The 21,653-nt window shown below is 66.8% G+C and carries 14 protein-coding genes; 13 read left to right on the top strand and 1 reads right to left on the bottom strand.

What is annotated here, in order from left to right:
* The first annotated feature begins 41 nt into the window (after positions 1 to 41).
* From tssF to ACEN9P_RS05345, 9 genes are read left to right on the top strand one after another with little or no spacing between them, the layout of a single operon-like run.
* Positions 42 to 1,769: a type VI secretion system baseplate subunit TssF gene (gene tssF / locus ACEN9P_RS05385; RefSeq protein ID WP_477664111.1), complete on the top strand. Its 1,728-nt coding sequence runs from the start codon at positions 42 to 44 to the stop codon at positions 1,767 to 1,769.
* Positions 1,733 to 2,743, top strand: a complete 1,011-nt coding sequence (gene tssG / locus ACEN9P_RS05380) for a type VI secretion system baseplate subunit TssG (protein WP_477664110.1) — start codon at positions 1,733 to 1,735, stop codon at positions 2,741 to 2,743. Before tssF ends, tssG begins: the two co-directional genes overlap by 37 nt.
* A 44-nt stretch (positions 2,744 to 2,787) precedes the next feature.
* Positions 2,788 to 5,445 (top strand): type VI secretion system ATPase TssH, encoded by a 2,658-nt coding sequence (gene tssH / locus ACEN9P_RS05375; protein ID WP_495621336.1) that lies wholly within the window; start codon positions 2,788 to 2,790, stop codon positions 5,443 to 5,445.
* Positions 5,446 to 5,479: 34 nt separating this feature from the next.
* Positions 5,480 to 8,410, top strand: coding sequence for a type VI secretion system Vgr family protein (locus tag ACEN9P_RS05370; protein WP_495621335.1), 2,931 nt, complete (start codon positions 5,480 to 5,482; stop codon positions 8,408 to 8,410).
* A 10-nt stretch (positions 8,411 to 8,420) separates the two neighbouring features.
* Positions 8,421 to 11,123 carry a DUF2169 family type VI secretion system accessory protein gene (locus tag ACEN9P_RS05365; RefSeq protein ID WP_477664107.1) on the top strand — a complete coding sequence of 901 codons (2,703 nt, stop codon included), beginning with the start codon at positions 8,421 to 8,423 and terminating at the stop codon, positions 11,121 to 11,123.
* Positions 11,124 to 11,146: 23 nt separating this feature from the next.
* The gene (locus ACEN9P_RS05360; RefSeq protein WP_495621334.1) at positions 11,147 to 12,199 is read left to right on the top strand and encodes a pentapeptide repeat-containing protein; all 1,053 of its coding nucleotides are present in this window, start codon (positions 11,147 to 11,149) and stop codon (positions 12,197 to 12,199) included.
* A 23-nt stretch (positions 12,200 to 12,222) separates the two neighbouring features.
* A complete protein-coding gene (locus ACEN9P_RS05355; RefSeq protein ID WP_495621333.1) occupies positions 12,223 to 12,903 on the top strand; it encodes a DUF3540 domain-containing protein in 681 nt (226 codons plus the stop codon).
* Between the two features lie 23 nt (positions 12,904 to 12,926).
* Positions 12,927 to 13,322, top strand: a complete 396-nt coding sequence (locus ACEN9P_RS05350) for a PAAR-like domain-containing protein (RefSeq protein WP_007863891.1) — start codon at positions 12,927 to 12,929, stop codon at positions 13,320 to 13,322.
* A gap of 25 nt (positions 13,323 to 13,347) precedes the next feature.
* A complete protein-coding gene (locus tag ACEN9P_RS05345) occupies positions 13,348 to 14,124 on the top strand; it encodes a hypothetical protein (RefSeq protein WP_495621332.1) in 777 nt (258 codons plus the stop codon).
* A gap of 35 nt (positions 14,125 to 14,159) precedes the next feature.
* Here ACEN9P_RS05345 and ACEN9P_RS05340 read toward each other — a convergent pair whose 3' ends face one another.
* Positions 14,160 to 14,936, bottom strand: a complete 777-nt coding sequence (locus tag ACEN9P_RS05340; protein ID WP_477664103.1) for a hypothetical protein — start codon at positions 14,934 to 14,936, stop codon at positions 14,160 to 14,162.
* Positions 14,937 to 15,039: 103 nt separating this feature from the next.
* On the opposite strand from ACEN9P_RS05340, the gene tssJ reads away from it, so the two are divergent.
* From tssJ to ACEN9P_RS05320, 4 genes are read left to right on the top strand one after another with little or no spacing between them, the layout of a single operon-like run.
* Entirely contained in the window at positions 15,040 to 15,729 is a 690-nt protein-coding gene (gene tssJ, locus ACEN9P_RS05335; protein ID WP_477664102.1) for a type VI secretion system lipoprotein TssJ, read from the top strand.
* A 16-nt stretch (positions 15,730 to 15,745) separates the two neighbouring features.
* Positions 15,746 to 17,134, top strand: coding sequence for a type VI secretion system baseplate subunit TssK (tssK, locus tag ACEN9P_RS05330; RefSeq protein ID WP_007863895.1), 1,389 nt, complete (start codon positions 15,746 to 15,748; stop codon positions 17,132 to 17,134).
* A gap of 3 nt (positions 17,135 to 17,137) precedes the next feature.
* A complete protein-coding gene (locus ACEN9P_RS05325) occupies positions 17,138 to 17,815 on the top strand; it encodes a DotU family type IV/VI secretion system protein (protein WP_477664101.1) in 678 nt (225 codons plus the stop codon).
* Positions 17,812 to 21,648, top strand: coding sequence for a type VI secretion protein IcmF/TssM N-terminal domain-containing protein (locus tag ACEN9P_RS05320; RefSeq protein ID WP_495621331.1), 3,837 nt, complete (start codon positions 17,812 to 17,814; stop codon positions 21,646 to 21,648). The genes ACEN9P_RS05325 and ACEN9P_RS05320 overlap by 4 nt, the downstream gene beginning before the upstream one ends.
* Positions 21,649 to 21,653: the final 5 nt, after the last annotated feature.

Below are 21,653 nucleotides of genomic sequence, written 5' to 3'. Positions count from 1 at the left end.
AACGGCCCTTTCATTGTTCCCCTGAGCGAGAGAAGAACAACATGTTCAATCGGTATTACGAAGATGAATTGAACAAGCTCAAGGGACTGGCCGTCGAGTTCTCGCAGGCCAACCCCGCGCTGGCGCCCATGCTGGCCGGCTCCTCGGCCGACCCCGACGTGGAGCGCCTGCTCGAAGGCGTCGCTTTCCTCACGGGCCTGACGCGCCAGAAGCTGGACGACGAATTCCCCGAGTTCGTGCAGGAGCTGGCCAACCTGCTGTTCCCCCACTACCTGCGCCCGATTCCCGCCAGCACCCTGGTCAGCTTCGAGCCCAAGGGCATGCTGGCCGAAAGCGTGCGCGTCGCCGCCGGCACCAAGATCGATTCCGTGCCGGTGGACGGCACGCCCTGCCGCTTTCGCACCTGCACCGAGCTGCAGGTCCATCCGGTCGCGCTCGAAAGCGCGCGCCTGGCCAGCGGCGCCGGCCAGGCGCCGCGGCTGGTCCTGAAGTTCGCGCTGCAGGGCGGGCTGGACGTCGCGCAATGGACCACGCCCTCGCTGCGCCTTTTCCTGGGCGGCGGCTACACCGAGGCCTCCAAGCTGCTGCTGCTGCTGGCCAACCACGTCAAGGCGGTGAGCCTGACGCGCGGCGACGGCACGGTGGCCGAACTCGGCCCCAAGGCCCTGCGCCAGGCCGGCTTCGACAGCGAGCTGCTGCCTTATCCCAGCCATGCCTTCCAGGGCTACCGCAGCCTGCAGGAATTTTTTGTCCTGCCCGAGAAATTCCTCTTCATCGACATCGTGGGCCTGGACAGGGCGCTGGCCGGCGGCAGCGGCCCCTTGTTCGAAGTCTCCGTGCTGCTGGACCAGATCCCCGACTGGATGCCGGAGATACGCGGCGACAGCTTCATGCTCAACATCGTGCCCGTGGTCAACCTGTTCGAGCACGCGGCCGACCCGGTCAACCACGAGCACCGCGCCAGCGAATACCGCCTCATGCCCGAGGCCGCCAACCGCCAGCACTACCAGATCTACTCGGTGGACCAGGTCGTCGGCTACCAGCAGGGGGCTTCGCGCGAGCGCAGCTACGTGCCCTTCGGCATGCTGCGCCATGACGGCAGCAACACCCTGAGCTACCGCACCACGCTGCGCCAGGCCACGGTGGGGCGGGGCAGCGAGGTTTTCCTGTCGGTGGCCTACCCGCCGGGCGACCTGCCCCTGCCCGAGACCCTGTCGGTGCGCATCACCTGCACCAACCGCCAGCTGCCGGAAAGCCTCAAGCTCGGCGACCTGAGCCGGCCCACCAGCAGTTCCCCCGACCGCATGAGCTTTCGCAACATCCGGCCCATGACCGCGCCGCTGAACCCGCCCTCGGGCGAGGCCTTGCTCTGGCGCCTGATTTCGCATGTCTCGCTGAACTTCCTGTCCGTCGCCAGCGCCGAAAACCTGCGCGAGCTGCTGAACCTCTATGTGTTTTCCGAGCGCCAGGAGCAGGGCCCGGAAACCGCCAACCGCCGGCGCATCGACGGCATCCAGGAAGTCACCGCCACGCCCGAGACGCGGCTGGTCGGGCGCGGCAGCCTGCTGCGCGGCCAGCAGATCCGCATCAAGTGCCGGCTCGATTTTTTCGCCGGCATCGGCGACATGTATTTGTTCGGCTGCGTCCTGGACCGTTTCATCGGGGACTACGCCGGCATCAATTCCTACACCCGCGTCGAGCTTGAAGACGCTTTCACAGGAGCAGTCTTCAAATGGCCGCCAAGATTGGGTCAGCAGCCGCTGCTGTAGAGGAGCAACTCCTCGCCCACGGCGAGAGGTTCTCCTACTTCCAGGCCATACGCCTGCTGCGCCTGTTCGGCAAGGCGCGCGGCATGCCCACCGACAGCCTGCGCATACGGCCGCGGCTGAGCCTGGGCTTTCCCGAAAACGACATCGAGCGCATAGAGCCGCGCGACGCCGGCGGCTACCGCATCACGGCCAACTTCTTCGGCCTCTACGGCGTGGCCTCGCCGCTGCCCACGTATTACACCGAAGACCTGTTCGAGGAAGAACGCGAAGGCCGCCACGCCACGCGCGACTTCCTGGACGTCATCCACCATGCGATGTACCCGCTGCTGTTCGACGCCTGGCGCAAGCACCGGCTGCAGGACCGCGTGGTGGAAGACGGCGATGCCGGCGTGCTGGACCAGCTCTATGCCTTCATCGGCCTGCGCGACGGCGACTTGCGCGCGGGCCTGCCCGCCGCCGACGGGCTGCTGCGCTACGCCGGCCTCTTCAACATGCACCCGCGCTCGGCCTCGGGCCTGCACACCCTGCTGGCCGATGCCTTCAGGCCGGCCAAGGTCTGGGTCGAGTGCTGCACGCTGCAGCACGTGCCCATCCCGGCCGACCAGCGCCTGCGCCTGGGCCAGCAGGCCCATGAGCTCGGCGAGACGACTTACCTGGGCAGCCAGATCGACGACTACAGCGGCAGCATCACCATCACCCTGAGCGACCTCCCCGAGGACTCCTTCCACCAGCTGCTGCCCGGCACGCCCGGCCATGAGCGGCTGGAGTTCCTGGTGCGTTTTTACCTGATTGACCCGCTGGAGGTGCGCATCGTGCTCGAGCTGCGGCACGAGGACGCCCGCGCCGCGCGCACGCTGGACGTGCTTGATGCCGCGCCGGAATCGGCCGCCACCAACTGGACGCGCCTGGGGCTGGACACCTGGCTCACACCCGAGCGCGTGCGCCAGCCCACCCGCGTGCAGTTCACCCTTTAATTTTCGGCATCCCTTCTTCATACACCGCAAGAAAGAGAAACATCATGCTGCTGGTCGAATTAAAACCCCTGGTCGGACGCCTGAATGCCTTCACCAAGCAGGCGCTGGAAGACGGCGTGGGCCTGTGCGTCTCGCGCAGCCACTATGAGATCACCGTCGAACACCTGCTGGTCAAGTTGTTTGACAACGTGCAGGCCGACGTCGCGCTGCTGCTGCGCCAGAACGGCGTGGACGCGGCGCTGGTCAAGCGCGGCATAGACCGCGCCCTGGAGGACATGCGCACCGGCAATGCCGGCAAGCCGGCGTTTTCGCCGCTGCTGCTCGAGCTCATGCAGGACGCCTGGCTGATCGCCTCGGTCAACCTCGGCGAGGCCCGCATACGCTCCGGCGCCGTGCTGCTGGCCTTCCTGGCGCGCGCCAGCTACTACGCCACCGGCGACTACGCCGAGCCGCTGCGCGCGCTCAACCGCGAGAGCCTGCTGAGCGGCTTCGGCGCGACCTGCGGCGCCTCGATTGAGGAAACCCCGGGCGCCGCGGAAGGCGGCACGCCCGGCGGCCAGGCGGCGGCCGGCGGCGAAGGCAGCGCCATCGCGCGCTTTTGCGAAAACTTCACCGACAAGGCGCGCAACGGCAAGATAGACCCGGTGTTCGGGCGCGACAAGGAAATCCGCCAGATGGTGGACATCCTGGCGCGGCGCCGCAAGAACAACCCCATCTGCGTCGGCGACCCCGGCGTCGGCAAGACCGCGGTGGTCGAAGGCCTGGCGCTGCGCATCGTCGACGGCGACGTGCCCGATTCGCTCAAGGACGTGACCATCCTGGGCCTGGACATGGGCCTGCTGCAGGCCGGCGCCAGCGTCAAGGGCGAGTTCGAGAACCGACTCAAGGGCGTGATCACCGAGGTCAAGGGCTCGGCCAAACCCATCATCCTGTTCATCGACGAAGCCCACACGCTGATAGGCGCGGGCGGCCAGGCCGGCACCTCCGACGCGGCCAACCTGCTCAAACCGGCGCTGGCGCGCGGCGAGCTGCGCACCATCGCCGCCACCACCTGGGCCGAGTACAAAAAGTATTTCGAAAAAGACCCGGCGCTGGCCCGCCGCTTCCAGCCTGTCAAGCTCGACGAGCCCGACCTTGCCACCGCCGTCATCATCCTGCGCGGCCTGAAGGAAAAATACGAGGACGTGCACCGCGTCGTGATGCGCGACGACGCCATCGTCGCGGCGGCCGAGCTCTCCAGCCGCTACATCACCGGCCGCCAGCTGCCCGACAAGGCCGTGGACCTGCTGGACACCGCCTGCGCGCGCGTCAAGGTGCTGCAAAGCGCCAAGCCCGACGTGCTCGAGGACAAGGAACGCCAGATGCAGGCCCTGGCGCGCGAGCAGCGCGGCCTGGAGCGCGACCGCGACAACCACCAGCCGGTCGACAGCGAGCGCCTGGACGCCATCGCCGGCCTGGTGGCCACGCTGGCCGCCGAGGCCGAGGTGCTCAAGGCCGAGTGGGACAAACAAAAAGGCGCGGCCGACGCGCTGCTGGCCGCGCGCGCCGCCAGCCTGGCCGCCAAGGCCGCGAATGCCACGCCGGCCGAACTCGAGGCGCTGTCGCAAAAAGTCGCCGAGGCCGGCAAGGCCTTCGAGACGGCGCAGGGCACCAACCCGCTGGTGCGCGTCGACGTGGACCCGGACGTGGTCGCCAAGGTGGTGTCGGACTGGACCGGCATTCCGGTCGGCAAGATGCTGCGCGACCAGGCCGAGAGCGTCATGCGCATGGAGTCCGTGCTGTGCGGCCGCATACGCGGCCAGGACCACGCCATGCACCAGATCGCCGAAGTGCTCAAGACCGCCAAGTCCGGCCTGCGCGACCCGCAGCAGCCGCTGGGCGTGTTCCTGCTGGCCGGCCCCTCGGGCGTCGGCAAGACCGAGACCGCGCTGTCGGTGGCCGACATCCTGTTCGGCGACGAAAAGTCCACCGTCATCGTCAACATGAGCGAGTTCCAGGAAAAGCACAACGTCAGCCGACTGATAGGCTCGCCCCCCGGCTATGTGGGTTACGGCGAGGGCGGCGTGCTGACCGAGGCGGTGCGCCAGCGCCCCTATTCGGTGGTGCTGCTCGACGAGGTCGAAAAAGCCCACCTCGACGTGCTCAACCTGTTCTACCAGGTCTTCGACAAGGGCATGCTCTCCGACGGCGAAGGCAAGGACATCGATTTTTCCAACACGGTGATCTTCCTGACCTCCAACCTGGCCACCGACGTCATCACCGAAATGACGGCCGGCGAGGACAAGCCCGACGCCGCGACCTTGCTCTCGGCGATCCGGCCCATCCTGTCGGCGCACTTCAAGCCGGCGCTGCTGGCGCGCATGACGGTGATTCCTTACTTCACGCTGGCGCAGGACGCGCTGGCCGGCATCGTGCGGCTCAAGCTGGACAAGATCGTCAAGCGCCTGGCGCACAACAACAAGATGCGCTTTACCTACAGCGACGCGGTGGTCGCGCAGATCGCCGCGCGCTGCACCGAGGTCGAGACCGGTGCGCGCAACGTCGACTTCATCCTGCGCAGCACCATCATGCCCCTGATGTCCCAGGAAATCCTGGCGCGCATGAGCACGGGCGTGCAGGCCGGCGAGGTCGCGCTGGGCCTGGATGCCGACGCCGGCTTCACGGTCGTGTTTTCCGACGCGCCCCTTGCCGCCGCGGCCTGACTGACGCAGGGCAGAAAGAAAAAAGAGGGAATTTATGACTTCGCTTGATAAAAACCTGACAGCGGCGAACAAACGCTTCGCCTTCAAGTCCGGCGGATTTGCCGATGACACCTTCGCGGTCGTCAACATGAAGGGCTTCGAGGCGATCTCGCAGAACTTTTCGTTCGAGCTCACGCTGCTGTCCAACAACGCCGGCATCGAGTTCGACAAAATGCTGTCGAACCCGGCGACCTTCACGATTTTTTCGCGCGACCAGGACATGGCCACGCCCTACCACGGCGTCATCGCCGAATTCGACCAGCTGCACCAGGTGGGCGACCTGGTGTTCTACCGCGCCGTGCTGGCGCCGCGCCTGCACCGCCTGGGCCAGTTCCGCACCTCCGACGTTCACCTGGACGGCCAGCGCATTCCGGACATTCTCGAGACGGTGCTCAAGGACAGCGGGCTGTCTTCCGCCGACTACCAGAAGGGCCTGGCCGGGGAGTACCGCGAGCGCGACTTCGTTTGCCAGTACCAGGAAACCAACCTGGACTTCATCACGCGCTGGATGGAAAAGGAAGGCATCTATTACTGCTTCGACCACAGCGGCGACAAGGAAAAACTGCTGCTGGTCGATGCCTCGATCAAACAGCCCGCGGACGTGCGCGCGGTGACCTACCGGCCGGTCGAGAACCTCGCCAGCGGCGAAGCCAAGGACTCGGTGCAGGATTTCGCCTGCCGGCAAAGACCCCTGCCCAAACAGGTGGTGCTGCAGGGCTTTAACTACCTGAACGCCGCGGTCCCGCTCAAGCAGTCCGCGCCGGTGTCGGACGCCGGCATGGGCGACGTGATGCTGTACGGCGAAAACTTCCTCACGCAGGAAGAAGGCCTGCGTTACGCCAAGCTGCGGGCCCAGGAAATCCTCTGCGAGGGAAAAATCTTCACCGGCAGTGCCACCGCCACCGGCATACGCAGCGGTTATTTCATCCGCATGGCCGGGCACTACCGCAGCGACTTCAACGGCAAATACCTGGTCACCGAGATCGAGCACCAGGGCTCGCAGGCCGGTGTGCTGCTGGCCGGCATCAAGACGGCTTATGAGGACGCGGCGGGCGAAACCCGCTACAGCTCGAAGTTCCGCGCCATCCCGGCCGACGTGCAGTTCCGCCCCAAGCGTTCCATGATCCGGCCGCATGTGGCCGGCACGATCAGCGCGATCGTTGACGCCGAAGGCAGCGGCCAGTATGCCGAGATGGACGAACTCGGCCAGTACAAGGTGCAGCTGCCCTTCAGCCGCACCGGCAAGGGCCCGAACAAGGGATCGGCGCGCATACGCATGGCCACCCCGTACGCGGGCCACGGCCACGGTATCCACTTCCCCCTGCACAAGGGCGCGGAGGTCCTGCTCTCCTTTGTGGACGGCGACCCCGACCAGCCGGTGATCGTCAACGCGGTGCCCAACTCGGAAAACCCGAGCATGGTGAACAACAAGAACCCGGCGCAGAGCCTGGTCACGACCGCCGGCGGCAACCAGATCCTGATGGATGACACCCAGGGCAAGGAGGTGGTCTACATCACCTCGCCGTTCAACAACAGCGCGCTGGTGATCGGCAATCCGGAAGGCCGCCGCAGCACCGTGGGCAAGGACGGGAAAGACGGCAAGGATGGCGCCGCGGGCGCCAAGGGCGACACGGGTGCCGCCGGCGCGACGGGTGCCACCGGTGCCACCGGCGCTACTGGCGCCACTGGCGCTACTGGTGCGACCGGCGCCAAAGGTGATAAGGGCGATAAAGGTGACAAAGCGGATTCCGGCGGCACCAAGGAATATCCGGGTATTTTTGCGTCCACCGGCGGCAGCTCCGAGAGCATCACCGTGGGTACCAGCAATGCGATCAAGCTGGGCTTTAACAACTCCATCGGGCTGTCGGTGGACAACTCGGTGGCGGCCTCGATCGCCAACAAGATCACCGTGGGCACCAGCACGGCCATGTCCTATGGCGCCGACATGTCCTGGAAATTCGGCCGCAGCATCAGCCTGGACGACTCGGAAAGCATTTCCCTGAAGGACGTGGCGCGCCTGCAGGGCAACGAGGGCGTGGAAATTTCCGGCGGGCAGGCGGCCTTGCTGTCGGCGGCCGTGGCTTCGGCAAAGACCACCATCAAGACGGCCTTGGCCCTGACCGTGGGTTTTAACCTGGCCAGCGCTGTGGCCGCGGGTGTGGCCATGAACCGCGCCTCGAAAATGGACGACAAGGGCAAACTTGCCTTTAACGACACCAGCGGTGGTCATTGGGCGGCGCGGGGCCTGGGTATTGCGTCCGGTGTCGGCACCGCGGTCACGGTCAACCGGGTGCTGTCCAGCCTGGCGACTTCACTGGCTGAATTGACCAAGCCGAAAGCGGCTTACACCAGCCAAATGAAGCTCAACAACCAGGGCATCGAACTCACGGCGATACCGTTCACGCAAACCTCGCAGGGCCGGGTGTATCTGTCTACCGACAGTGTCACCATCAATGCAGGTCTTCCGAATCCCAATCCCGCGGGTGGGATTGGGCCTACCTTTCCCTCCAATACCGTTGGCGCGGCAATTGAAGTCAAGGGTTCCGGCATCAATCTGACGACCAACATCACAACACTTCCTACCTCGCTGGACCTGACATCGGCGGCAGGCACACTGGCCACCTTGAATCCGGCCGGCGAGATCAGCCTGACGCAGCCTGCTGGCGGCAGCGTCAAGCTTGCCGCTGCCGGGATGACCGCCACATCGGGCGCCGCAAAGCTGGAACTCAAGGTGGTCGGCGGCGCGACTTTGACAGGCTCTCCGGCCGTCACGATGGATTTGACCCCTACGCACCTGAAGGCCAATGCCAGCGGTTCCTCGCTCACCATGGGCGCCAATGGATGCGGGCTGTCCTCGCCTGGCGCCAGCCTGTTTGTCACCCCTGCGCGGGTGGCGGTGACCGGCACCTTGATCCAGCTGGGTTGAGCGCACAGCCATGAAAGTTTTCAAACCAGACTCGCTGGGCCTGCTGCATCGCGGCATCCGCTTTGCGCGCCAGAACCAGCTTTCAGTGGGCATGATGGCCTTCTTCGCGCTCGACGAAACGCCGGGCGCGGCGTTGCTGCCCGAAGCCCAGATGTGGCAAGTCGCGGCCGAGGCGATAGGCAGCGACGCCATCATGGACGAGGGCCTGCCCAAGCCGGCCGGCGAGTTCCTGGTGTTCGGCGCCGCGCATGCGCCTTCGGGCGTGGCCGCGCCCGAGGTGGCCGTCAGCGTGCAGCTCGGCAGCCTGTCCAAAACGCTGCGTGTCAGCGGCGACCGGCATTTCAACGCGCTGGGCATCGCCAGCACGCCGAAACCGTTCACGCAGATGGCGATCAGCCCGCAGACGGCTTTTGGCGGCCCGGCTTCCCTGGACAACCCTTTGGGCAAGGGTTTGGTCAAACTGAAGAACGCCGACGGCAGCGAGGGCCTGCCCTTGCCGAATGTGGAGCACATGGCCAAGCTCGTGCTGCGCCCCGGTGATGAAGCGCCCGCCGCCGGTTTCTGGTCGCTGCCGCCCGATTCGCCGCTGCGCAAGCGGCAGCTCGGCAGTTTCAACGACGCCTGGCTCGCAAAAACCTGGCCGCACCTGCCCGATGACACCCAGCCTGCCTATTTCAACGTGGCGCCACCCGACCAGCGCCTGGCCGGCTTCTTCCGCGGCGATGAAAAAATCGTGGTCCACAACATGCATCCGCAACGCGCCGTGCTCAGCTCGGCCCTGCCGCAGGTCCGTGCGCGCTGCTTCATCAACCGGCGCGCGGCCGGTGGTGAAGAGTTCGTCGAAGTCACGGCGCGCGCCGAAACCGTCTGGCTGTTTCCGGGGCAGGGCTGCGGCATCGTGCTGTTCCGCGCGCTGGCCACCGTGGCCGACGAAGACGCCGACGATGTGCTGCATTTGTTGGCCGATTGGGAAGACCTGCGCAGCGCGCCGCTGCCGCTGGCGCATTACCACGACATGTTCCTCAAGCAGCTGGCCCCCCAGGCCGCGGTCCCGGCGGAACTTGCGCCGCCTGCCGAAGTACCGCAAGCGGCCGCGCCTGCCGCGGCAGCGGCCGCCGCCATGCCGGCCCTTGGGGCCGTGGCCGTGCCTGCCGTGGCCATGCCCGCGATGGACCCGGCGCTGGTGCAGGTCAGGGAAGAGGCCGTGGCGCTGGAGCGCCAGGTGCGTGACCTGATGCGCCAGCACGGCATCACCGAAGCCGACATGGCTCCCCACCTGCAGCCGCCGGTCGAAGGGCCGGCCCCTTCGCTCGCCGAGGTCGAGAAAATGGCCCAGGACCTGCAAGGCGAGGTCCGCGAGCTGATGAAACAGCACAACATCAGCGACGCCGACATTGCCGCCGCGACACCGCCGCCTTCGACGCCTCCTTCGGGAGATATTGCGGAGCTGGAAGGTGCCGTCAAGGACCTTGAAGCGCAGACGCGGGACGCGATGCGCAAGAGCGGTATCACCGAGCAGGACGTGCAAAAGCAGCTCGATGCCCGGCCGGAGCTTGCCGCGCCAGGCGCCGGCAGCATCCATGGGCCTGCGAACACCGGCCCGGTGTTTGCGGCGCTCGCCGCCGCGGGTGCGGCGGTCAAGTCCGCGTCGGCGCCCGTGAAGCTGCCCTCCCTGCCCGAGATGCCAAAAATGCCCGAGACAGCGGCTGCCGTGGCGCAAAAACTGACGCGCGAGGAAGTGGTGGCGCGCCATGCGGCCGGCAAGGGCTTTGCCTCGTACGACCTTTCGGGGCTGGACCTTTCGGCGCTGGACCTCGCCGCCGCCGATTTTTCGGGCGCCTTGCTCGAAAGCACCAGTTTCGCGGGCAGCAAGCTGGCCGGCGCCGACTTCAGCCAGGCCCTGCTGCAAGGCGGCGATTTCAGCGAGGCGGACCTGCAGGGGGCCAAGCTGGCCGGTGCCGGCGCGGGCCAGGCGATGTTCAAGCAGGCGCGCCTGGACGGCAGCGACCTGTCGCAGGCCGACTTCACCGGCGCCGACTTTTCCGCGGCCAGCGTGGCAGGCGCCAAACTCAGCGATGCGGTCTTTGACGGCGCCAAAATGGCCGGCCTGAAAGCCGCGGGCTGCACGGCTTTGCGCACCAGTTTTGCCGACGGCGACCTGGCCGGCGCGGACTTTGCCCGCGCCACCCTGACGAGCGCCGCTTTCGCCGGCGCCAAGGTGGGCAAGGCGAGTTTTGCCGGCGCGAACGGCGACAACGCCGATTTTCAGCGGGCCGACGCGAGCGGCGCAAACTTCGCCGGCGCCAGCCTGCGCGCCTCGCGTGCCGATGGCGGCAGCCAGTTTGCCGGGGCGCAACTGCCGGGTGCCCAGCTTGAGCGTGCCGCCTGGGGCGGCGCCATGCTGGCCGGCGCGGCTTTCGGCGGCGCCGTGCTCGACAACGCCGACTTCAGCGGCACCCAGGCGGCGGGCGCCAACTTCGGCCGCGCATCGGCCAAGGGCGCTCGCTTTGACAAGGCCGACCTGAGCGGCGCCGACTTCACCGGCGTGAACCTGCACAAGGGCTCGCTGCGCAAGGCCACGACTGAACGCGCGCTGCTGCGCAAGGCCAATCTCTACGGCGTGGACTTTTATGACACCACGCCGACCATCGCCAGCCTGGAGGGCTCCAACATCGACCAGACCATTCTCCTGGTCAGAAAGCCGGTGGTTTGAATGGCCGCAGCAGGGGAAACACCATGGATGTAAAAGACGCGCTGGCCCGGCTGGCCCAAGGCCGCCACCTGGCCGGCGCCGACCTGTCGGGCGCCGATCTGTCGGGTGTGGATTTCACCGGCTGCCACCTGGAGAAGGTGCGGCTGGCCAACGCCGACCTGTCGGGAAGCAAGCTCGCCGGCAGTGTCTGGCAAGGCTGCGACCTCTCGGGGGCGAACCTCTCGGGCGCCGACTTGTCGGCCACCCAGATGCAGGACACGGCCCTGGCGGGCGCCAGGCTGGAGGCGGCCAATGCCTCGCACGCGAGCTGGGCGAAGGCCGACATGAGCGGCGCCAAGGCCAAGGGCGCCGATTTCAGCCACGCATCGCTGGATGCCGCCAACCTCAGCGCCGCGCAATTTGCTGGCGCGAAGTTTTTCAAGGCGGCGTGCGACGGCTGCACGCTGGCCGGCACCGACTTCACGGGCGCCGACCTCACACGCTGGGTGGCGATGGCTGCCGACCTGCGCAGCGTGCGTTTTGAACGGACACAACTGGTGCAGGCCTATTTGAAGGATTGCAACCTGGAGGGCCAGCGCTTCACCGGGTGCGACCTGACCATGGCCATCCTCAACGGCTGCAATCTCCAGGCCGCCGATTTTTCGGGACTGGCGCTGGACCGGACCAGCTTCATGGGCGCCCAGCTGCAAAAAGCCCGGCTCGCCGGTGTGCAGGGCACCTACACGGCCTTGATGGGGGCCAGCCTGGCGGGCGCCAACCTGGGTGCCGCGGTTTTTGAGATGGCCGACGCCAGCGACGCCGACTTCAGCGGCGCGCGCTGCGACGGCTCACGCTGGCACATGTCGGTGATGCAGCGCATCAAGGCCGCCGATGCCAGCTTTGCCGGCGCGGGCCTGGTGTACTGCGACCTGTCGCATGCCGACCTGTCCAACGCCGACTTCAGCCGCGCGGATATGAGCCACGCCAACCTGCACGCCATGCTCGACAAGGGCACGCGCTGGGACGGCGCCAACCGTAGCGGCGCACGTGAGACCGATGAGAAACTTTTGCGCGCCGAGCGCTGGCAAGCCGCCTGAACTTTTTTGAGAAAGAGAACGCCATGTCCAATGCTTCCCTGCCTTCCGCTTCCCCCCTGCCGCAAACCGTCCCCGGCCTGATGGCCGCCGTCGTGACCGGCCGGGCCGACAAATGGTTTTTTCTGGGTACGGCCCCCGGCACCGCCGGTGCCGACCGCGCGCTGCGCGCCGAGAGCTGCCTGGTCGAGCCCGAATGCGGCGACACCGTGCTGGTGTGCCAGGGCGTTGCCGTGGGCCTGACCTGCGTGCCCTACATCCTGGCCGTGCTCTCGCGTGCCGATGCGCAGCATGGCGTGCTGGCGCTGCCGGGCGGCGCGCGCATACGCGCCGATGCGGGCGCGCTGGCCTTTGTCGCCAGCGACATCGGCCTGGAAGGCTCGCGCAGCGTGTCCATGAAGGCGCCGCAGCTTGATGTGACGGCGGCGCAAGGGGAGCTGAAGTTCAACCGCCTCGTGTCGACGGTCGGCGAGCTCAGCGCCAGCCTGGGCAGCGTGCGCACGGTCGCGCAGGCCGTCACCTCCACCGTGGGCCGCCTGGTGCAGAAGGCGACCAACAGCTTTCGCTGGACGGAAAATCTCGACGAGTCCCGCGCCGGCCGCATGCGCCTGCAGGTGGCCGAGCGCTTTCACCTGAAGTCGCGCCACGCCAGCGTGGTCGCCGAAGGCCAGGTCAAGATAGACGCCGAAAAAATCGACCTCGGCTGAGCCGGCCGAAAAGGACAACAAACATGTTCGCAGTCACCAAACAGAACGGCCAGTGCATGGCCATGCCCGACGTCTGCAAGACGCCCGCGCCGCCCGCGCCGCCGGTTCCCATTCCCTACCCGAACATCGCCATGCCCATGATGGGCAATCCCTGCACCATGAAGGTCTTGATAGGCGGCATGCCGGCGCTGACCAAGGCGTCAAAGATCCCGATGAGCAACGGCGACCAGGGGGGCGTGGCCGGCGGTGTGGTGTCGGGAAAGATGATGGGGGAGACCGAGTTCATCATGGGCAGCATGAAGGTCAAGCTGGAGGGCAACCCGGCCGTCAAGCTTGGCGACCCCACCAAGCAGAATGCCGGCAATGGGGTGGGCGCGGTGCTGGCGCCCAGCCAGGCGATTGTCATGATCATGGGCTGACTGCCTGCAAGCAAAGGACAAGAGAATGAAAACCGTCTGGATCACCGCCCTCAAGGAAGACCAGCCCCGCGTGGCCGCCGTGACCGCGGTGCTCAAACGTTACGGCCTGCAATGCAAGGGCCATTTCTGGGTGGACCAGCCCGACAAGATGGCCTGGCGCGTCGCGCTGGAGGCCTTGCTCGAGGCCAAGGCCGACGCCTGGCTGGTGCTGGCCGACGCGGACGAGATCAAAAAACCCTCGGTGCGCTATGGCCTGTCGCTGATGGCCTCGGCGCTGCGCAGCGCGCGCGGCGGCTTTCCCATGCTCACGCTCTGGAATTCGCCCCCACCGGAGCAGGCCGCGCTGCCGCCGCTGATGGCGCAGGCCGAAGTGCTGCTCGAGTCGGGCGCAAGCTGGCCCGCCAAGATCGTGGCCAAGGCCAATGTGCCGCCCAAGCCAGCGCCGGCCGAATTCCGGCTCGACGTGCTGGGCAACGAGCGCCTGGGCCAGTGGTTCGAGATAGGCCCGGTGGCCGGCGCCTGGTCGGGCGTGGTCTTCGGCGTGACGGGCGGCGCCGCCGAGATCCAGTTCCAGGCCGTGGGCCCCAAGGCCATGCTGCCGGAAAAAACCACGCTGGAGTTTGCGCAGGAGGGCATGAAGCTGGAAGTCGGGGGGAATGAATACACCGCATGGGCGGTGCGCAACCAGGTCGATGACAACACGTCCTACTTCGTCAAGGTCAAGGGTTGCCCCGACTCGATTCTTTTTATGCCCTATGCCGAGGAAACGGATGCGGAAGCCACCCTCCTGAGGCTGGTGTGACCCAGCGGGTTCTTCCGGGTTCAGGAGAGCCGCTCTCAGTCGAGCCGCTTGCGCGCTGGGCCGGTGACCTCGCCGCTGGCACTGACCAGCAGGGCTTCGCCCGGGTCGTAGGGCAGTTCGGCGACGCGCTCCTCGTCGTTGAAGCGGTAGCCGACGCGGTAGACCGACTGGCTGTGCGCGGTCTGCAGCCGCGTGCCGCACTGCTGGTCGCGCAGAAAGACCTCCACCGGGATGTCGTCGTCGGGCCCGTTGCCGGGTTCGGGCGGCACGGCGGGCGGAAACACCATGTCCCACAGCGCCTTGCCGGCCAGCGCGCCGCCTATCATGCCGACGGCGATGGGGGCGGGTTTGTGCTTGCCGAGCTTGTCGCCGATGGCGCCGCCCACGACGGCGCCGGTCACGCCGCCCGGGCCCAGCACAAAGCCGGCGCCGGCGCTGCCGACGATGACCGGCACGGCCCAGCGTTTGTAGACGGCGGCCGAGGCATGGCGCTTGAGCAGGAAACCGCCCGTGAATCCGCCCATGGCCGCGCCTATCAGGGGCACGGCGTTGCGCAGCAGCCAGGGCTTGGCGTTTTCCTGGCGCACCAGGTATTGGCGTTCGGGAATCAGCACCTGCCAGCAGCTTTGCTCGACGCTGCGGGTGCTTGCCAGCGTGGCATAGGCGTACAGCACGGGCGCCACCACGGGCGGGGGCGGGGGTTCGAGATCGGCCACGGGAGCGGGTGCGCTGTCCTGGCCCAGGGCGGGCAAGGCCGGCAGCGCCAGCGCGATGCAGATAAGCCCCGGGTAAATTGCCGCTCCAATTTGCATGGCTTATTATCTTCATTCCCGAATGAATTCACCAAAATTACCTTTAATTACGAGCAGGCAAAACTTGGTTGAACAAAGGTTTCATGGGGGGTGGGCATGGCGGGTGGCCGGGGCCTGCCTGGCCGCGGCCGCGCTGGGGGCACTGGGCGGCTGCGCCACGGCCAACTCCATGATGGGCGGCAACACGCGCAAGGAAGCCGTGGCCGAAATCGCCTGGAGTTTCGCGCGCAACGCCATCCTGGTGGAAGTCGAGGCCGACAACCGGCTCAATGAATACAGTGGTGAAGCGCATACGCTGGTACTCGGTGTTTACCAGATGGAAGACTCCGCGGCCTTCTATAAATTGATCGCGGACGCGGCGCTGGTGGGAAAATCGCTGGAAACCGGCAAGGGCGGCGAGGGGTTTGTGCATTTCGCGCGCTATGTCGTGACGCCGGGCCAGCACAGCATCCTGCAGCTGGACCGGGCGCAGAAGGCCAAGTTCGTGGGCATCGCGGCCGGGTATTACCAGATGGATGCGGCCCGCAGCGCGCGCCTGTTCGAGGTGCCGCTGACGGTCGAGAGCGAGGGGATGGTCAGCAAAACCTACAAGGCCGCGCCCGCGACCCTGGCGCTGCGCCTGAACTTCGGCCCGGACGAGCTGCTCAATGCCGAGCGCCTGAACCGGGAGCTGGGGAAAAAAGCCGGCGAGGCGGTTCCGCTCGACGGCGGGGGCCGGGAGATCAAGCTGACGCCGGACACGCTCAAGGATGCGATGAACGCCAACAGCGCGGTGAAGAAACTGGACAAATAAGGACAGCAGGCAGCACATGGAAGAAAAACAAGGCATTTACTGGCACCAGGGCATGTTCCTGCAGTCCCAGCATTTCCAGATGGCTGACCTGCACAACCAGTTCCAGCACAAGCCCATGCAGGAGTCGGGCCTTCCGCATTTCTGGGGCGTGGGCGAACTCGAGCTGGTCGCCGCGGCGGCCGGCAACCGCACGGTGGAAGTGCAGGCCGCGCGCCTGCTGTTCCAGGACCGCACTTATATAGAGTACCCGGGCAATGCCGTCATCAAGGCCAGGCCCTTCGACGTGGACTGGGTGGAGGGCGACAAGCCCTTCACGGTCTACCTGGGCCTGAAAAAACTCAGCGCCACCGAAAACAATGTGACCATCGCGGCCGACCTGACGGCTGCCGGCGGCGCCGCCACGCGCTACGCCACGCTGGCCAACCCGCCCGAGGTCGCCGACCTGTATTCCGACGGCCCGGCGGCCCAGGTGCGCACGCTGCTGCATGTGGTCAAGGTGTTTTTCGAGGGCGAGATCGACAAGCTGCAGGACTACAGCCTGATTCCCATCGCGCGCCTGGTGCGCGACGGCGACGCCATCAAGCTGTCCGAAAGCTTCATCCCGCCCTGCTACGCGATCTCCGGCTCCAACGTGCTGCTGCGCCTGGTCAAGGACATCCGCGACGAACTGACCGGGCGCGCCCGCCAGCTGCAGGAATACAAAAGCCCGCGCGAGATGCAAAAGGCCGAGTTCGACGCGAGCTACATGGTGTTCCTGCTGGCCCTGCGCTCGCTGAACCGCGCCAGCCCCTACCTGTTCCACCTGACCGAGACGCGCCAGGTCCATCCCTGGCTGGCCTACGGCGCCATGCGCCAGCTGATCGGCGAACTGAGCTCGTTTTCCGAGCGCTTCAACATGCTGGGCGAGGCCGAGGACGGCACGCCGGGCCTGCCGCCCTACGACCACGCCGACCTCGGCAAGTGTTTCGACCGCGTGCGCACCATGGTCAGCCACCTGCTCAATGAAATCACCGTGGGGCCGGAGTTCCTGGCCATCCTGCAGCCCCAGGGCGACTACCACGTCGGCCAGCTGCCGCGCAACTTCTTCGGGCAGCGCAACCGCTTCTACCTGGTGATACGCACCGAAAAAGACATGGAGTGGGTGGTGGACGCGGTGCAGCGCGACGCGCGCCTGGCCGCCACCGACGAGATGCCGGGCCTGATCGCGCACGCGCTGCCGGGGCTGGAGCTGATCCACATGGCGGCCGCGCCGCAGGGCCTGCCGCGCCGCTCATACTCCTACTATTTCCGCATCGAGCAGATGAGCCAGCAGTGGGAGATGGTGGAGCGCGAAGGCTCCGTCGCGCTGTACTGGATGGATGCGCCGGCCGACCTCAAGGCCGAAATTGTTGTGTTGCGGAGATAACGCGTGCGCCTTGTTGACTGTTTCATCCCCTTCATGGCCTATGTGCGCCACTTCCAGGGCCAGCCCTCGGCAAGTGCGGCGTCGGTCAAGGACCAGCTCGACAGCCTGCTTTCCGACGCCCGCCGCAAGGCCCAGGAAGCCGGCATCGCCGAGTCCGACACCTTGGGCGCCATGTTCGCCGTGGCCGCCTGGGCCGATGAGCTCCTGCTGGCCACCGCCTGGCCGGGCGCCGAGGAATGGAAGCGCCACCTGCTGCAAAAACGCTATTTCAACGTGTCCAGCGCCGGGGTCGAGTTTTTCACCCGCCTGGAGGCCCTGGGCCCGCAGCAGCTGGCGGTGCGCGAGGTGTATTTCTTTTGCCTGGCCATGGGCTTTGCCGGTCGCTACGGCCATGACCGCAATCCCAAGACCCTGGAAGACATCAAGCAGGCCAGCCTGGCGCAGCTGGTGCAAGGCGACGGCCTCTACGGCGATTCGGGCAAGGTGCTGTTTCCGCAGGCCTATGCCAGCGTGGGGCGCAAGGGCGGCAAGCAGCCGGGCGAGGGCCGCTGGCGCTGGCGCGTTTCCTCGCTCACGCTCAGCGTGCTGCTGGCGCCGCTGGCCGTGCTGGCCGTGCTCTACGGCATCTACCACCTGATCATCTGGCAGACGGCCAGCTCCATCATGGCGCAGATCAAATGAAGGCGCTGGGTAGCATCGTCCTCTGGCTGCTGGCCCTCACGGTGCTGGCGCTGCTGAGCTGGGGCCTGGCCCTTTACATGGAGTGGCCGCTGTGGGCGGCCGTGGCGGTGTTCTTCGGGGTGCTGGGGCTGTACCTGCTGGTGCGCTTCATCATCCGCCTGGTGCAGGTCTACCGCTCGCGCAGCCGCATGGCGCAGCTGTCCTCGGCCGGCCAGGACAAGGCGGCCAAGCAGGCGTCGCCGCGCGCGGTGCTGATCCGCAAATGGAAGACCGCCGCCGCCACGCTGCGCGCCTCCAGCCTCAAGCGCTTCGGCAACCCGCTTTATGTGCTGCCCTGGTACATGGTGGTGGGCCGCTCCGGCACCGGCAAGACCACGGCGCTGACGCGCACGCGCCTGTCTTCGTCGATCCAGAAGGTCAGCCAGAGCGCGCGCATCGAGCAGACCTCGAACTACGACTGGTGGTATTTCGACCGCGCCGTGGTCATCGACTGCGCCGGTCGCTATGTGGAGGCGGCCGACCTCGAGCAGGACCGCAGCGAATGGGAGCTGGGCCTGGACCTGCTGGCCAAGTACCGTGGCAAGGAAGGGCTCAACGGCCTGGTGCTGGCCATCAGCACCGAGCGTCTGTCCCATCCCGACAAGGACGCGCTGCTGGAAGAAGGCCGCGTGGTGCGCGAGCGCATCGAGCAGCTGATACGCCTGTTCGGCAAGCGTTTCCCGGTCTACGTGATGGTCACGCAGTGCGACCGCATTTACGGCATGGAAGAGTGGGCCCGCCAGCTCAGCGAAAACTCGCTGGAGCAGGCCATGGGCTACCTGGCCGAGCCGGACACCGGCGAGCCCGGCGAGAACTCCTTTCTCGACAAGGCCTTCGGCAACATCCATGAGCGGCTGCAGGTGCTGCGCACCGTGCTGGTGGCGCGCGGCACCCCGGTCGCGCCCGAGCTGCTGATGTTTCCCAACGAGCTGGGCCAGCTCAAGCCCGGCCTGGAAGTGTTCCTGCGCGCCTGCTTCGGCGACAGCGCCTACCTTGAAACGCCTTTCCTGCGCGGCCTGTTCTTCAGCAGCGGCCTGCAGCAGGGCGGCGCCGTCTCCAGCCTGCTGGGCCAGGTGCTGCCGCCGGTGCCGCCGCATCCCAGCGCCAACGCCGGGCTGTTCCTGCATGATTTTTTCGGGCGGGTGCTGCCGCAGGACCGCAGCATTTCGCTGCCGGCCTCGCTGCGCAACCCCTGGCGCACCGCCACGCAGAACCTCGGCATGCTCGCCTGGGTGCTGCTCAGCGTCGCGGCGGCGATCTTCATCACCATCGGTTTCCTGGACAACATGCAGACGCTGTCGCTGCTGCAGGAAAAAGACCGCCTGAGCATACGTTTCACCGGCAACCTGGACGAGGACGCGACCACGCTGGAGCGCCTGAGCGACACCATCTCCCTGGTCGAGCGGCGCAACGACAGCTGGAAAAGCCAGTGGATGGTGGAAACCACCAACATGGACGACCTCGAGGATCGCCTCAAAAGCAGCTACACCGGCAATTTCCGCCGCTACATCCTGCCGACCACCGACGCCAACTACCAGGAAGACTCGGAGCGCATCCTCAAGGACGACCCGAACCACGAGTTCGCGCGCATGATGCGCAACCTGGTGCGCTACATCAACCTGCTGCAGGCGCACGAGCGCGGCGCCGACCGCCAGACGCTGCTGGCCATGCCGCAGCGCCAGCACATCTCGCGCTACACCCCCGAGCTCTACACGCGCCTGAACGACCTCTACATCTCCAACATAGCCTGGTCGGCGCCCACCGATCCCTATGTGCCGGTGCGCCTGCGTTATGAGCAGCAGCTGCTCAACCGCCTGGCCTTCCACGACCCCAACCTCAGCTGGCTGGCCGACCTGCCCGACACCAACCCGCTGCACAAGCCCGTCACGGTGCAGGATTTCTGGGTCGGCACCAGCCAGGCCCGCGCGCCCGCGGCCGGGCAGGCGCTGCCCGTGGTGTCCGCGGCCTTCACCAACCCGGGCAAGAAGGAAATCGACAGCTTCCTCGCGGAGATGGAAAAAAGCATAGACGACGGTCCCAAGTTCCTTGCGCAGCGCGGCGCCTTCGAAGCCTGGTACAAGGAAAACCGCATCCAGGCCTGGCAGAAATTCGCCACCGGTTTTTCAGGCACCGAACGCACGCTGTCGGGCGAGGCTGAGTGGCGCGCCGCCATGGGCCTGATCACCAGCGCGCGCAGCCCTTACTTCCGCGTGATGGACAGGCTCAATGAAGAGTTCGGCGACCTGCCCGCCGCCCAGCTGCCGAGCTGGCTGCGGTTGTCGCGCGAGCTGGCCGAGTTGCGCCGGCAGGCCGCGCGCTCCGGCACCGCGGGCGAGGCCCTCAATGTGGTGGGCGCCATCAACAACGTGGGCGGCAAGGCCATGAAGGAAGTCCTGGGCGGCGCGCCCAAGCTGGGCCAGGACACCATCAAGAACAACCTGGACGCGGCGGCCACGCTGCAGAAGTTCTTCAAGGACCTCAACGCCGTGGCCACCGACGTGGTGGTGGGGCCGGCCAAGGCCTACCAGGCGGCGGTGGAGTTCCACGGCTTTTCCACCGACCCGGCCGTCAAGGCCTCGGCCCTGCAGTCCACGGCCGACAGCCTGGTCCAGCTGCGCAGGCAGGTGGGCTACAACAGCCCCAGCGACGAAATCGTCTGGCAGCTCATGGGCGGGCCGCTGCGCTTCGTGCTGGCCTACACCGAAGAGCAGGCCTCCTGCAGCCTGCAGAGCGAATGGGCCTCCAAGGTCGACTGGCCGCTGCAGACCGCGCCCAACATGGCGGCCATGGTGGACCAGCTCTACGGCGCCAAGGGCACCGTCTGGGCCTTCGCCGACGGCCCGGCCAAGCCCTTTTTGCAGCGCGACGCCAACCGCTTCACCATCGTGCAGACCCTGGGCTACAGCGTGCCCTTCACGCGCCAGTTCCTGCCCATGCTCAACGACGCGGCGGGCAAGCGCGTCGAGCAGCTCGTGACGCAGCAGCGCGCCGAACTGCAGGACCAGACCGACAAGCTCGCGGTGCAGAAGGAGCAGCTGCAGGCCCAGCAGGCCATGGCCCAGATAGACCGCGCGCTGGCCGACATCAAGCAGAAGGTCGAGGCCATCAAGGCCCAGGCCCAGCAGCTCACCATCACCGCGCAGCCCACCGGCGTCAACCCCGGCGCCAAGGCCAAGCCCTTTGTGACGGTGCTGGCCATCCAGTGCGCTTCCGGCGCGCGCGTGCTCAACAACTACAACTTCCCGGTCAGCGACAGCTTCCCCCTGGGCGACCGCCAGTGCGGCGACGTCACGCTGCAGATCAAGATCGAGGACGTGGTGCTCACCAAGAAATACCCCGGCTCCAGCGGCGTTGTGCGTTTCCTGCAGGACTTCCGCGACGGCGCGCGCCAGTTCAACGTCGACGAGTTCCCGGCGGCGCGCGCGCGGCTGGACGCGCTGGGCGTGCGCCAGGTCGGCCTGCGCTACAACTTCGAGGGCCAGGACGCCATCCTCAAGGCGGCGCAGCAACTCGAGCAGCTTGAGCGCCAGGAAAAAGACAAGACGGCCGAAAAGCAGCGCCTGCAGGACGCCCAGTTCGCGCGCGAGGAGCGCGGCATCCAGGCCAAGCTCTCCAACGCCACCGCCGTGCCGGCCATAGAAGTCTCGCTGCCCAAACAGATCGGCGTGTGCTGGGATACCCGCATGACACCGCACAGGCCGCAGGACACCCAGGCCTTGTTCAAGGAACTGGCCGCGGCGCAGCTGCAGGCCGCGCCGGCGGCAACGACGCCGCCGGCCACCCCCGCCCGCTAAGAGGG

The sequence above is a fragment of the Polaromonas sp. Polasp52 genome, assembly GCF_059491565.1.
This window is presented reverse-complemented; position numbering and strand designations above follow the sequence as displayed.

Coding starts and splice junctions, on each gene's coding strand:
- tssF (WP_477664111.1), top strand. CDS start 42: ATGTTCAATCGGTATTACGAAGATGAATTGAACAAGCTCAAGGGACTG.
- tssG (WP_477664110.1), top strand. CDS start 1,733: ATGGCCGCCAAGATTGGGTCAGCAGCCGCTGCTGTAGAGGAGCAACTC.
- tssH (WP_495621336.1), top strand. CDS start 2,788: ATGCTGCTGGTCGAATTAAAACCCCTGGTCGGACGCCTGAATGCCTTC.
- ACEN9P_RS05370 (WP_495621335.1), top strand. CDS start 5,480: ATGACTTCGCTTGATAAAAACCTGACAGCGGCGAACAAACGCTTCGCC.
- ACEN9P_RS05365 (WP_477664107.1), top strand. CDS start 8,421: ATGAAAGTTTTCAAACCAGACTCGCTGGGCCTGCTGCATCGCGGCATC.
- ACEN9P_RS05360 (WP_495621334.1), top strand. CDS start 11,147: ATGGATGTAAAAGACGCGCTGGCCCGGCTGGCCCAAGGCCGCCACCTG.
- ACEN9P_RS05355 (WP_495621333.1), top strand. CDS start 12,223: ATGTCCAATGCTTCCCTGCCTTCCGCTTCCCCCCTGCCGCAAACCGTC.
- ACEN9P_RS05350 (WP_007863891.1), top strand. CDS start 12,927: ATGTTCGCAGTCACCAAACAGAACGGCCAGTGCATGGCCATGCCCGAC.
- ACEN9P_RS05345 (WP_495621332.1), top strand. CDS start 13,348: ATGAAAACCGTCTGGATCACCGCCCTCAAGGAAGACCAGCCCCGCGTG.
- ACEN9P_RS05340 (WP_477664103.1), bottom strand. CDS start 14,936: ATGCAAATTGGAGCGGCAATTTACCCGGGGCTTATCTGCATCGCGCTG.
- tssK (WP_007863895.1), top strand. CDS start 15,746: ATGGAAGAAAAACAAGGCATTTACTGGCACCAGGGCATGTTCCTGCAG.
- ACEN9P_RS05320 (WP_495621331.1), top strand. CDS start 17,812: ATGAAGGCGCTGGGTAGCATCGTCCTCTGGCTGCTGGCCCTCACGGTG.